General features: G+C 75.7%; 13 protein-coding genes. 7 read left to right on the top strand and 6 right to left on the bottom strand.

Annotated elements, in window-relative coordinates:
• Positions 1-73 precede the first annotated feature (73 nt).
• Positions 74-454: a VOC family protein gene (locus GJV82_RS10180; protein WP_155099146.1), complete on the top strand. Its 381-nt coding sequence runs from the start codon at positions 74-76 to the stop codon at positions 452-454.
• A gap of 9 nt (positions 455-463) precedes the next feature.
• Here the strand turns inward: GJV82_RS10180 and GJV82_RS10175 are convergent, their stop codons facing one another.
• From GJV82_RS10175 to GJV82_RS10160, 4 genes are all read right to left on the bottom strand, one after another.
• Positions 464-946, bottom strand: coding sequence for a DUF456 domain-containing protein (locus tag GJV82_RS10175; RefSeq protein ID WP_318657497.1), 483 nt, complete (start codon positions 944-946; stop codon positions 464-466).
• An 18-nt stretch (positions 947-964) separates the two neighbouring features.
• Positions 965-1,780: an alpha/beta fold hydrolase gene (locus GJV82_RS10170; protein ID WP_155099145.1), complete on the bottom strand. Its 816-nt coding sequence runs from the start codon at positions 1,778-1,780 to the stop codon at positions 965-967.
• A complete protein-coding gene (locus tag GJV82_RS10165; RefSeq protein ID WP_155099144.1) occupies positions 1,777-2,337 on the bottom strand; it encodes a PadR family transcriptional regulator in 561 nt (186 codons plus the stop codon). Before GJV82_RS10165 ends, GJV82_RS10170 begins: the two co-directional genes overlap by 4 nt.
• A 102-nt stretch (positions 2,338-2,439) precedes the next feature.
• The gene (locus tag GJV82_RS10160) at positions 2,440-2,805 is read right to left on the bottom strand and encodes a hypothetical protein (RefSeq protein WP_155099143.1); all 366 of its coding nucleotides are present in this window, start codon (positions 2,803-2,805) and stop codon (positions 2,440-2,442) included.
• 474 nt (positions 2,806-3,279) lie between these two features.
• Here GJV82_RS10160 and GJV82_RS10155 point away from each other — a divergent pair, with 474 nt between their 5' ends.
• The 5 genes from GJV82_RS10155 (at position 3,280) to cobA (ending at position 9,685) form a co-directional block, all read left to right on the top strand.
• Entirely contained in the window at positions 3,280-5,055 is a 1,776-nt protein-coding gene (locus tag GJV82_RS10155) for a nitrite/sulfite reductase (RefSeq protein ID WP_155099142.1), read from the top strand.
• 161 nt (positions 5,056-5,216) lie between these two features.
• Entirely contained in the window at positions 5,217-5,915 is a 699-nt protein-coding gene (locus tag GJV82_RS10150; protein WP_225873259.1) for a phosphoadenylyl-sulfate reductase, read from the top strand.
• A gap of 8 nt (positions 5,916-5,923) precedes the next feature.
• Positions 5,924-6,919, top strand: a complete 996-nt coding sequence (cysD, locus tag GJV82_RS10145) for a sulfate adenylyltransferase subunit CysD (protein ID WP_155099141.1) — start codon at positions 5,924-5,926, stop codon at positions 6,917-6,919.
• On the top strand, positions 6,919-8,298 hold the full coding sequence (locus GJV82_RS10140) for a sulfate adenylyltransferase subunit 1 (protein ID WP_155099140.1): 1,380 nt from the start codon (positions 6,919-6,921) through the stop codon (positions 8,296-8,298). Before cysD ends, GJV82_RS10140 begins: the two co-directional genes overlap by 1 nt.
• A 7-nt stretch (positions 8,299-8,305) precedes the next feature.
• On the top strand, positions 8,306-9,685 hold the full coding sequence (gene cobA / locus GJV82_RS10135; protein ID WP_318657496.1) for a uroporphyrinogen-III C-methyltransferase: 1,380 nt from the start codon (positions 8,306-8,308) through the stop codon (positions 9,683-9,685).
• Positions 9,686-9,691: 6 nt separating this feature from the next.
• On the opposite strand, the gene GJV82_RS10130 is transcribed toward cobA, so the two are convergent.
• Positions 9,692-10,390: a LuxR C-terminal-related transcriptional regulator gene (locus GJV82_RS10130; RefSeq protein ID WP_024840396.1), complete on the bottom strand. Its 699-nt coding sequence runs from the start codon at positions 10,388-10,390 to the stop codon at positions 9,692-9,694.
• Positions 10,387-11,787: a PspC domain-containing protein gene (locus tag GJV82_RS10125; RefSeq protein ID WP_318657495.1), complete on the bottom strand. Its 1,401-nt coding sequence runs from the start codon at positions 11,785-11,787 to the stop codon at positions 10,387-10,389. The genes GJV82_RS10130 and GJV82_RS10125 overlap by 4 nt, the downstream gene beginning before the upstream one ends.
• A gap of 136 nt (positions 11,788-11,923) precedes the next feature.
• Here GJV82_RS10125 and GJV82_RS20465 point away from each other — a divergent pair.
• On the top strand, positions 11,924-12,678 hold a 755-nt coding region (locus GJV82_RS20465), incomplete at its 3' end, for a PspC domain-containing protein (protein ID WP_263971398.1).

Raw genomic sequence — 12,678 nt, 5'->3', positions numbered from 1 at the left:
CGCCACCCCGGGCGGTCTGCCGTTCGTGACCGCCCGTCCGGGCGGCACGCCCCGCCCTGTCGAAGGAGACACCATGACGACGACCCGCCTCACGGGCGTGCACACCGTCGCGGTCCCGGTCGCCGACCAGGACCGCGCGCTCGCGTTCTACACCGGGACGCTCGGGCTCGAGGTCCGCATGGACGGTGAGCTCCAGGAGGGGTTCCGGTGGGTCGAGGTCGCGCCCCGGGGAGCCGCGACGTCGCTCGCCCTCGTCGCGGCCGGCGACGGCTTCCCCGCGGGCGTCGACACCGGGATCCGGCTCACGACCTCCGACGCGGCCGCCGACCACGCGGCGCTCGGCGAGGCCGGTGCGGACACGGGCGAGCTCCTGCGCTGGGAGGGCGTGCCGCCGATGTTCGCGCTGCGCGACGTCGACGGCAACACGCTGTACGTCATGGAGCTGCCCGGCTGAGCCGCCGGGTCAGGTGATCGCGAGCCCGACGCCCCAGGTCGCGGCGGCGAGAAGCCCGCCGAGGAGCTGGACGAGGATCGTGATGCCGGTGGCCTGCATCGCCGCGACGGTCGCGCGCCACGCGGCGCGTCGGTCGCGGCGGCGCAGGAGCTCGGCGACGAACACCGCGAGCACGAACCCGATGAAGAGCCCGATCACGGGGATGACGAAGAACCCGACCACCCCCGCGACCCCGCCCCACACGAGGGTCGACCACGGGACCTCGGCGCGGCGCATGTGCCGACCCGCGAGCACGTACTGCGCGACCTCCGCCGCCACCACGAAGAGGGCCGCCACGGCGAAGACGACCCACGCCGCCGTGCCGCCCGTGACGACCGCCCACACGAGGACCGCCCCGAGCACGAGGACGTTCCCGGGCAGGACCTGCACGACGATCCCGACCAGCCCGACGAGGATCGCCAGCCCGACGAGGACCTCTCCACCGACGCTCACGAGGGCAACCCTCGCACGTCAGCGGCCGCGCGCACGTCCCGGGAGCGGCACGAGCCGCGGGTGCGCGACGCCGTCGAGCACCCACGACCGGATCATCGCGCTGAACAGGTCGGGGTCCTCGGCGCTCCACTGGTGGTGCATCCCGGGCGCGAGGCGCACGGCGGCGTCCGGCAGGCGTCGTCGGACGGTCGCCAGGGCGCGGCGCGCGTCGCGGACGTCCCTGCCGCCCGCGACGGCGAGCACGCGCGCCCCGGACCGCTCGATCCCGTCCGGCCAGCAGCCGCCGTAGACGTCGGCCACGATGCGCTCCATGGTCGCGCGGCGGATCGCGAGGCCCGAGCGCACGAACAGGTCGCGCGCGTCGGCGGGGACGCCCGTGGTGCGCGCCTGCGCGCGCCAGTACCAGGGCCGGTCCCAGACCCGGAGCTGCGCGCGGCCGAGCGCCCCCGCGAGGCCCCGCACGCCGTCGAGCACGGCGCCCGACGCGAGGACGGAGCGGACGAGGCCCGGGTGCCGCGCGGCGAGGCGCAGGGCGACGACCCCGCCGAACGACAGCCCGACGACGTGCACCTCGTGCTCGGCGGGGATCCCCGCGACGGTCGCGGCGACGTCGTCGGCGACCGCGTCGAGCGACGCCGGGACGTCGGCCGCGCGACGGCCGAAGCCGAGCAGGTCGGGCGTCCACACGTCGAGGTCGCGCAGCGCCTCGACCTGCGGCTGCCACATCCACGACGCGACGTTGCCCCCGTGCAGCAGGACGACGGACGTGCGGTCCGCGCCCGCCGTACCTGGCCGTCGGGCCGGGTGGTGCACGACGGCGTCCGGCAGGCTCACGCGAGCACCTCGCGCTCGGTCTCGTCGAGCCACGCGAGCTCGGTGCGTGCGTGCGCGAGCCCGTGCCGCAGCGTCGCGAGCCGCAGGGCGAGCCCCCGGGTGCCCCGGACGCGGTCGGCGTCGGGTCCGCCGCCGGCGAGGACCGCGGCGACCCGCTCCTCCTCGGCGGTCAGCGCGGCGAGCGTCTCCTCCGCCTGCGCGCGGCGGGCCGCGAGGAGCGCGGCGACCCCAGCGTCGTCGACCTGGTCGGCGAAGAACAGCCGCCCGAGGAACGGCTCGCGCGAGTCCTCCGCCTCGAGCGGCGACCCGAGCCAGTCGCGCAGGGCCGCCCGGCCCGCGTCGGTGATCGTGTGGACCTTGCGGTCGGGGTAGCTCTCCTGGGGCACGACCTCGACCTCCGCGAGCCCGGCGTCGACGATCGCGGCGAGGGTCCGGTAGAGCTGCGAGCGGTCGGCCGCCCAGAAGTGGCGCACGGACGAGTCGAACGCGCGCTTGAGGTCGTAGCCGGTCATCGGCCGGAGGGTGAGGAGACCGAGCACCAGGAAGCGAAGGACCATGCGACTAGTGGACCATGCACCTAGTCGCGCGTCAACGGTCCGCACCGGGACGCCGACGGCCCGCCGACGCCGGGGCGTCGACGGGCCGCAGGGTCGGAGAGGTCAGTTCCAGAAGACGGCGACGAGGATGTTGACCAGGGTGAGCCCGCCGATCGCGTGCTTGAGGCCCGGCGCGACGGCGCCGTCGGCCGCCTTGCCCCCCTGGCGCTTCGCGACGAACGCGAGCACGGAGATCACGAGCGCGACCGTGAGCTTGACGGCGATCTTGGCCATGTCCGGGCCGCCGTCGCCCCAGACGGACGCCTCGCCGACGCCCACCATGGCGATCCCCGCGACGAGCGCGGTGAGCGCGCCGTGGAGCACGCCCGTGTAGAGGCCCGGCGTGCGCAGCGACGCGAGGTAGCCGCCGAGGACGACGGCCCAGCCGACGAAGTGCAGCGCGAGGAAGACGTTGTAGAGGATCTCCATGGGGACATGCTATTTGCTGACGCCGCCGTCGTGAAAGTTTGCACAAAGTGAGATGCGCCCGGGTGTCGGACGGGCGTCGCGACATGCAGTCGGCCCCCCGCCCAGCCACTGCGGAGGGCACCGTCGCAGGTCACGGCAGGATCGACAAACTGGATCGAATGAGTCTAGAATTTCCGGTTTCCCACCATGCGGACCAGGGGTGTCCACGCGCGCGGGCCGCGGCTATGGTTCTCGGCATGACCACGGCAGCCCGCACCCTCCTCGTGACCTCGCGTCACGGGATGCCGGCGTGCGCGCACACGTGTCTCAGCTGTTGTCGCTGAACCGCGCCCGACTCAGCGCGAGCCCCGGCTCGCCCCTCCCCCTGGAGAACTCTGAGAACCGGCGCGCGCCGTCGGTCCTCAGCCCCTCGCACCCTCGCTGAGCGCTCGCCGTCGCGCGTCCCCGCACCCGAACGAGGACACGAGGAACCCGATGACGCAGGCAACGACTGCGCCCGAGGCCACGGACGGCGCCGCTCCGCCCGGCCGGCCCGCACGACGGAACGCCGGCCGCCCCGGGCGCGCGGACGCGCCCGCCCGCCCCGCACGGGCCGCCCGACCGAACGGGCAGTGGAAGGTCGACGGCACCGAGCCGCTCAACGCGAACGAGAAGTGGAAGCAGGAGGACGGCGGCCTGTCCGTCCGCGAGCGCATCGAGACGATCTACGCGCGCGACGGCTTCGACTCCATCCCCGGCGACGACCTGCACGGGCGCTTCCGCTGGTGGGGGCTGTACACGCAGCGCAAGCCCGGGATCGACGGCGGCAAGACGGCGACGCTCGAGCCGCACGAGCTCGAGGACCGGTACTTCATGCTCCGGGTCCGCATCGACGGCGGGGCCCTGACGACCGAGCAGCTGCGCGTCATCGCGGACATCTCGAAGGAGTTCGGCCGCGACTCCGCCGACATCACCGACCGCCAGAACATCCAGCTGCACTGGGTCGAGGTCGAGGACGTCCCCGAGATCTGGCGCCGCCTGGAGGCCGTGGGCCTGCAGACGACCGAGGCGTGCGGCGACGTCCCGCGCGTCGTGCTCGGCAGCCCCGTCGCGGGGATCGCGGCCGACGAGCTCATCGACCCGAGCGCGGCGATCGCCGAGATCACGCGCCGCTACATCGGCGTCCCCGAGCTCGCGAACCTGCCCCGCAAGTTCAAGACGGCGCTCACCGGGCACCCGAGCCAGGACGTCGTGCACGAGATCAACGACGTCGCGTTCGTCGCGCACCGCCACCCCGAGCTCGGCGTCGGGTTCGACGTGTGGGTCGGCGGCGGCCTGTCCGCGAACCCGCGCCTCGGCGAGCGCCTGGGCGTCTTCGCCACCGAGGAGCAGGTGCCCGACGTCTGGCACGGCGTGGTGCAGATCTTCCGCGACTACGGGTACCGGCGCCTGCGCAACAAGGCGCGCCTGAAGTTCCTGCTCGCCGACTGGGGCCCCGAGCGGTTCCGCGAGGTGCTGGAGACCGAGTACCTCGGCTACCGGCTGCCCGACGGCCCGCCCGCGCCGAAGCCGCCCGTCCCGGGGGACCACGTGGGCGTGCACAAGCAGAAGGACGGGCTCAACTACGTCGGCGCGGCCCCGTACGTGGGGCGCGTGTCGGGCACGATCCTCGGACGCGTCGCGGACCTCGCCGAGTCCGTCGGCTCGCGCCGCGTGCGGCTCACCCCGCACCAGAAGCTCCTCGTGCTGGACGTGCCCGACGAGCACGTGGAGCACGTCGTGTCGACGCTCAAGGAGAACGGGCTCGACGCGAACCCGAGCCCGTTCCGCCGCAGCACGATCGCGTGCACGGGCATCGAGTACTGCAAGCTCGCGATCGTCGACACCAAGGACACCGCGACCGCGACCGTCGACGAGCTCGAGAAGCGGCTCGGCGACCTGTCGCAGATGCGTCCCGTGACGCTGCACGTCAACGGGTGCCCCAACTCGTGCGCACGCATCCAGACGGCGGACATCGGGCTCAAGGGCCAGCTCGTCATGGACGACGCCGGCGAGCAGGTCCCGGGCTTCCAGGTCCACCTCGGCGGCGGGCTCGCCTCGCAGGACCGCGAGGTCGCGGGCATGGGCCGCACGGTGCGCGGGCTCAAGGTCACGGCCGCCGACCTGCCGGACTACGTCGAGCGGGTCGTGCGCCGGTACGAGGCGGACAAGACCGGGACCGAGACGTTCGCCGAGTGGGCGCACCGGGCCGACGAGGAGGCGCTGCGGTGAGCGAGGACCAGGCCACCACGACGACCGTGCCGGGCACGACCGACCCGTTGGCCGCGCTGCGCGCCGCCGCGCGGGCCCGCACCGAGCAGCGCGAGGCTGCGAAGGCCGCGCACCACGCCGAGCGCGCGCGGCACGGCCGGCCCAAGCGGTCGCTCGACGAGCTGCGCGAGATCGCGCGGCGCGGCGCGGCCGAGCTCGCGGGCTCCGGCATCGGGGCGGACGACGAGGCCACGGCCGAGCAGGTCGTCGCCTGGGCGGCGCGCGAGTTCGGCACGTCGGTCGCGGTCGCGTGCTCGATGGCGGACGCGGTGCTCCCCCACGTCGTCGCGGCGCAGATCCCGTGGGTGGACGTGCTGTTCCTCGACACGGGGTACCACTTCGCCGAGACGGTGGGGACGCGCGACGCGGTCGAGCAGCAGCTGGACGTGACGATCGTCGACGTGCGCCCCGAGCTCACCGTCGCCGAGCAGGACACCGCGCACGGTAAGGACCTCTTCGCGCGCGACCCAGGCCTGTGCTGCCAGATGCGCAAGGTCGAGCCGCTGCACCGCACGCTCGCCGGCTACGAGGTGTGGGTCACCGGCGTGCGCCGCGACGAGGCGCCGACGCGGACGCGCACGCCGCTCGTCACGTTCGACGAGAAGAACGGGCTCGTGAAGATCAACCCGCTCGCGGCCTGGTCGTTCGACGACCTGCTCGCGTACGCGACCCGGCACCAGGTGACCCTCAACCCGCTGCTGAACGACGGCTACCCGTCGATCGGCTGCCAGCCGTGCACCCGGCGCGTCGCGCCGGGCGAGGACCCTCGGGCCGGCCGCTGGGCCGGGCTCGACAAGACGGAGTGCGGACTCCACGTATGAGGACGGGCATGACGACCATCGACCTGACGACCGACGCGCCGTCCGCGGGACCTTCCACCCCGGACGCGGCGCCGACCCCGACCGCGGCCCTGCCCAGCGCGCGCCGCCTCACGCAGCTCGACGCGCTCGAGAGCGAGGGCATCCACATCATCCGTGAGGTGGTGGCCGAGTTCGAGCGCCCGGTGCTGCTGTTCAGCGGCGGCAAGGACTCCGTGGTGATGCTGCACCTCGCCGTCAAGGCGTTCGCGCCCGGCCCGGTGCCGTTCCCCGTGCTGCACGTGGACACGGGCCACAACTTCCCCGAGGTGCTCGCCTACCGCGACGCGACGGCGCAGCGCCTGGGCCTGCGGCTCGAGGTCGCGCGCGTGCAGGACTACATCGACGACGGCCGGCTGCGCGAGCGCGCCGACGGGACGCGCAACCCGCTCCAGACGCAGCCGCTGCTCGACGCGATCTCGGACCACCGGTTCGACGCCGTGTTCGGCGGCGGGCGCCGCGACGAGGAGAAGGCGCGTGCCAAGGAGCGCGTGTTCTCGCTGCGCGACGAGTTCGGCCAGTGGGACCCGCGCAACCAGCGCCCGGAGCTGTGGAACCTCTACAACGGGCGCCACCGGCCGGGCGAGCACGTGCGCGTGTTCCCGCTGTCGAACTGGACCGAGCTCGACGTGTGGCGGTACATCGCGCGTGAGCGCATCGAGCTGCCCGCGCTCTACTACGCGCACGAGCGCGAGGTGTTCGACCGCGACGGCATGCTGCTCGCCGTCGGGCCGTACTCCGCGCCCCGCACCGACGCCGAGGCCGCGTCCGTGCGCACCGAGACCGTGCGCTACCGCACGGTGGGAGACATGTCCTGCACGGGTGCCGTGCGCTCGGACGCCGCCGGCGTCGAGGACGTCATCGCCGAGGTCGCCGCGACGCGCATCACCGAGCGCGGCGCGACCCGCGCCGACGACCGCCTCTCCGAGGCCGCCATGGAGGACCGCAAGAAGGAGGGGTACTTCTGATGGGCACCCAGACCAGCACCGTCGAGGGCGAGTCCGTGCCGCTCGACGACACGCGCCGCGGCACGCTCCTGCGCCTCGCGACCGCCGGGTCCGTCGACGACGGCAAGTCCACGCTCGTGGGCCGCCTGCTGTTCGACTCCAAGTCCGTGCTCGCCGACCAGCTCGACGCCGTCGAGCGCGTCTCGCGCGACCGCGGCCTCGAGACGGCGGACCTCGCGCTGCTCACCGACGGCCTGCGCGCCGAGCGCGAGCAGGGCATCACGATCGACGTCGCGTACCGGTACTTCGCGACCGCGCGCCGGTCGTTCATCCTCGCGGACTGCCCCGGGCACGTGCAGTACACGCGCAACACCGTGACGGGCGCCTCGACGGCGGACGTGGTGGTGCTGCTCATCGACGCGCGCAAGGGCCTGCTGGAGCAGACGCGCCGGCACCTCGCCGTCGCGAGCCTCCTGCGCGTGCCGCACGTGGTCGTCGCGGTGAACAAGATCGACCTCGTCGACTACGGCGAGGCCCGCTACGCGGAGCTCGCCGCGGACATCCGCGCGGCGGCGACGTCGCTCGGCGTCGGCGACGTCCACACGATCCCCGTCTCGGCCCTCGTCGGCGACAACGTCGTGGACCGGTCGAGCGCGAACACGCCCTGGTACGACGGCCCGAGCCTGCTGGAGCTCCTCGAGGAGCTGCCGACGGGTGACGACCCGGAGACCGAGTCGTTCCGCTTCCCCGTCCAGGTCGTCATCCGGCCGCAGGCCGCGGCCGACGAGCGCTACCGCGACTACCGCGGGTACGCGGGCCAGGTCGCCTCGGGCGTCGTCACCGTCGGCGACGAGGTCGTGGTGCTGCCCTCGGGTCGCCGCACGACCGTCGCGGGGATCGACACGGCCGACTCGCTCGCGAGCGGCGAGACGCTCACCGAGGCGTTCGCGCCGCAGTCGGTGACGATCCGCCTGACCGACGACGTGGACGTCGCGCGCGGCGACCTCATCGCCGCCGCGGCCGAGGCCCCCGACGTCACGCAGGACGTCGAGGGCACGCTCGCGTGGCTCGGCGACCGCCCGCTCCTGCCCGGCGCGCGCGTGCTGCTCAAGCACACCACCCGCACCGTGCAGGCCGTGGTGCGCGACGTCGTCGGACGGCTCGACCTCGACACGGCCGAGCTCGAGCCCGCCGAGCGCCTGGAGCTCAACGACATCGGCCGCGTCACGCTGCGCCTCGCCGCCCCCGTCGCCGCGGAGGAGTACGTCGTCGCCCGCCGCACGGGGGCGTTCCTGCTCGTCGACGCCCAGGACGGCGGGACGCTCGCGGCCGGGATGGTCGGGGACGCGCTCGCCGCGGTCCGCCGCCCGGCCGAGCGACCCGGCTCGTACGCGATCTGAGGACACCGTGACGACCAGCGAGCAGCACCACGAGACCTACCCGCTCGGCCTGCGCCTCGCGGGGCGGCTCGCCGTCGTCGTGGGCGGCGGGCCCGTCGCCGCGCGGCGCACGCGGGGTCTCCTCGACGCGGGGGCGGTCGTGACCGTCGTCGCGCCGTTCGTGTGCGAGGACCTCGCGGACCTCGTCGCCGAGCACGCGCCCGACGCGCCGGGCGCGCGCCCCGCGACGGGCGCGCCGCTTACGTGGGTCCGCCGCGACTACCTCACGGGCGACCTCGACGGCGCGTGGCTCGCGCACGCCGCGACGGGCGACCCCGTCGTGGACGCCCAGGTCGCGGCCGACGCCGAGGCGGACCGCGTCTTCTGCGTCACCGCGGGCGACGCGGACCTCGCGACGGCGTGGGTGCCCGCGGTCGCGCGCACGCGCGTCGGGTCGTCCTCGGGCGCCGGTCCCGAAGGCGCCACGGGCGCCGAGGTCACCGTGTCCGTCAACGCGGGCCGCGACCCGCGGCGGGCGCAGCGCGTGCGCGACGCCGTCGCCGCGCTCCTGGAGACCGGCGAGCTGCCGCTGCGCGCGGTGCGCCCGGCCCGCGCGGGCAACCCCGCGCCCGGGACCGACGGCGAGACGTCCCTCGCCGGGGCCGTCACCGCACCGCTCGTGCGTCCGGTCGGCTCCGTCGCGCTCGTCGGCGGCGGCCCGGGCGACACCGGGCTCGTCTCGGTGCGCGGCCGCCGCCTGCTCGCCGAGGCCGACGTCGTCGTCGTCGACCGCCTCGGGCCGCGCGGCCTGCTGGCCGAGCTCGGCGACGACGTGGAGGTGATCGACGTCGGCAAGACGCCGGGCCACCACCCCGTCCCGCAGGCGGAGATCAACCGGATCCTCGTGCACCACGCCCTCGTCGGGCGGCGGGTCGTGCGGCTCAAGGGCGGCGACCCGTACGTGTTCGGGCGCGGCGGCGAGGAGCTCGAGGCGTGCCGCGAGCACGGCGTCCCGGTCGAGGTCGTGCCGGGCGTGACGAGCGCCGTCTCCGTCCCCGCCGCGGCGGGCATCCCCGTGACGCACCGCGGGCTCTCGCGCGGGTTCACCGTGCTCACCGGGCACGAGGACGTCGGCACGGTCCCGGCCGCGCGGGACCACACGGTCGTGCTGCTCATGGGCGTCTCGCGCCTCGCCGAGACCGCCGACGCGCTCGTCGCGCAGGGCCGCTCGCCCGAGACGCCCGTCGCCGTGGTCGAGGACGGGTACGGCCCGCGCCAGCGGACCACGGTCGGGACGCTCGCGACGATCGCGGCGCGGGCGCGCGAGGCCGGCGTCCGGCCCCCGGCGGTCACCGTGGTGGGCGACGTCGTGACCCTCTCCCCCGCGTGGGCGGCCGCCCCGCGCTGAGCGCCGTCAGAGCAGGCGGCGCTGGGCCGCCCAGCGCGTCAGCTCGTGCCGCGAGGAGAGCTGGAGCTTGCGCAGCACCGCGGAGACGTGGGTCTCGACGGTCTTGATCGAGATGAACAGCTCCGACGCGACCTCGCGGTACGTGTAGCCCCGCGCGATGAGGCGCATGACCTCCTGCTCGCGCGCGGAGAGGCGGTCGAGCTCGTCGTCGTGCACCGCGACGTCGCCCGCGCCCGTGCCGAACGCGTCGAGCACGAACCCGGCGAGGCGCGGGGAGAACACCGCGTCGCCGCCCGCGACCTGCCCGACGGCGGCCGACAGGTCCGGCCCGGAGATCGCCTTCGTCACGTACCCCCGCGCTCCGGCGCGGATGACCGCGACGACGTCCTCCGCGGCGTCGGACACCGAGAGCGCGAGGAACCGGACCTCGCCGAGCACGTCCGCGCACCGCTGGATGACCTCGGCGCCACCGCCGCCGTTCCCGCCCGGGAGGTGCACGTCGAGCAGCACGACCGGCGGTCGCAGCTCGTGCACGCGCGCGACCGCCGACTCGACGTCGTCGGCCTCCCCGACCACCGTGACGAGCGCCGGGTCGAGGCTCGCCCGCACGCCCGCACGGAACATGTGGTGATCGTCGACCAGCACCACGGGCACGGGCCCGGTCGCGGGCGCGCCGTCGGTCGTCGCGCTGGGGATGGTCGTCACGGCGTCTCCTCGCTCGTCGGGGCGTGCGCGCGGCCCGTGCCGCCCTCGGCCCGGGCCGCCGGGCCCGTCGCGGGACCCGGCGTCGCGCCCGGCTCGGCGACCGCGCGCGGCACGCGCAACCGTACCTCGGTGCCCCACCCGGGCCGGCTGATGATCTCGGCCTTGCCGCCGCGCCGCTGCACGCGCCCGAGGATGGACTCGCGCACCCCGAACCGGTCGGGCGCCACGTCGTCCATGACGAACCCGTCGCCGCGGTCGCGCACGAACACCTCGGCCGCGTCGTCGCTCACCTCGAGGTAGACCGAGTACGGCGGGCCGCCGTGCGCCACGGCGTTGACGAGCGCCTCGCGCGTCGCCTGGAGCAGCGCGGCCGTCTCCTGCGTCGGCGTGCAGTCACCCACCACGACGACGTCCACGACGACGGGGCCCGGCTCGGCCTCCCCCGGCACCCCGCCGATGGGCTCGGCCCGGCGGCCGACGCGGCCGTCCTCGACCTCCGCGACGAGCGCGCGGAGCTCGGCGGCGAGCGACGTGCCGGGCGAGGGGCGGTCGTCGTACAGCCACTCGCGCAGCTCGCGCTCCTGCGCGCGCGCGAGGCGCGCGACGGTGTCCGCGTCGGAGGACCGGGCGCGGATGAGCGCGAGCGTCTGGAGCACCGAGTCGTGCAGGTGCGCGGCGATGTCGGCCCGCTCGGCCTCGCGCGCGCGGGCGGCCCGCTCGTCGCCGAGCTCGCGCACGAGCCGCAGCCACCACGGGGCGAGCACGATCGCGACGCCGGCGAGCACCGCGACGGCCGCCACGGCCGCGCGCACGATCTGCGTGGGGCGCGCGTCCTGGCCCACGAGCAGGACGATGCCGACGAGCACGAGCACCACGCCCCCGGCGATGCGCAGCACCCCGGCGGGCGTGCGCCCGCCCGCGCGCGTGAGCAGCCGGCCGCGCTCGACCGCGTCGAGCTGGCTCCACGCGAGCGCCGCGCCCGCGAGCGCGATGAGGACGGGAATCACCCACGACACCTCGACGTCCACGCCGGTGCGCAGCGCGACGAGCAGCGCGGCCCCGCCGAGCAGGACGACGCCGACCGCGACGTCGCGCACGGGCAGCCGCCGCACCCCGCCCTGGAGCCGCGGCGCGAGCCGCGACAGGGAGGCGGGGCGCTGCTCGTCGCGCGCCGTCTCCGGGTCGCCCGGCGGGACGGTGAGCCACCAGAACACGTAGAGCGCGAGGCCGGCCCCGCCCGCGAGCGCGAGGAGCGCCATGACGAGCCGCACGACGCCCACGCCGACGCCGAGGTGCGCCGCGAGCCCCGCGCACACGCCGCCGACCCACCGGCCGCGCTCGGGTCGGCGCAGCGGGAGGTCTCCGGGTCGGCGGGCAGGTGAGAGGGCTGACGTCACCCCCCGATCGTCACACGTGGCGCGCCCCCGGAGGACCCCCCGACGGCGAAACCAGGGTCGTCCGGCGCACCGTTCAGGGTCGGGTCAGGGTGGCACCCGATACCCGACGCGCGGCCCGCGGACCAGCATGGTGGTCATGAGCACTCCCGACCTCCCCGGACCCGGCGGCCAGCCCGGGCACCCCGGCGACCCCTCGACGCCCGGCCCGCAGCCGGGCACGGTCCCTCCCGGGCCGTCCGGCCCCGCGCCGGGACCCGGCACGGCCTGGACCGGACCCGACCCCGCGCAGGCCCCGCCCCCCGGGGCGCCGGGCGGCGCCGCGCCCGGTGGCGCGCGCCCGACCGGCGGCGACGGCTTCTTCGACGCCGTGCGCCGGGTCGGCATCTTCCGCTCCGACGACCGCTGGATCGGGGGCGTGGCCTCCGGCGTCGCCGAGCGGTTCGGGATCGACCCGCTCATCGTGCGCGGCCTGCTGTTCGTGACGTTCTTCCTCTCCGGCGCCGGCCTCGTGCTGTACGGCGCGGCGTGGGCCCTGCTGCCCGAGCGCCGCGACGGCCGCATCCACCTCCAGGAGGCGTTCCGCGGCAACGTCGACGTCGCCCTGCTCGGCGCGGCGGCGTTCGTCGTCGTCGGCCTGTCGTGGGGCGGCGGCTGGTGGTCGTGGTGGGACGCGATCGACCTCGGCTGGCTGACCGGCCTCTTCTGGGTCGCCGCGTTCGTCACCGTGGCCGTCGTCGTGGTCTCCGCGCTCACGCAGCGCGGCTCCCGCCCGGGCCAGTCCCCGCAGGGTCCCGGCCGGGGCGGCCACCCGGCCCCCGGGCCGGGCACCCCCGCGGGCCCGGGCCAGGCCCCGGCCGCGGGCCACGGCCCCGTCCCGGCGGGCCCCGGCGC

It is taken from the genome of Cellulosimicrobium composti, from assembly GCF_009711085.1.
In the GTDB taxonomy this organism is placed as follows: Bacteria; Actinomycetota; Actinomycetes; order Actinomycetales; family Cellulomonadaceae; genus Cellulosimicrobium; species Cellulosimicrobium composti.
The sequence above is the reverse complement of the archived record's forward strand: the minus strand, read 5'-3'. Positions and strand labels throughout refer to the sequence as shown.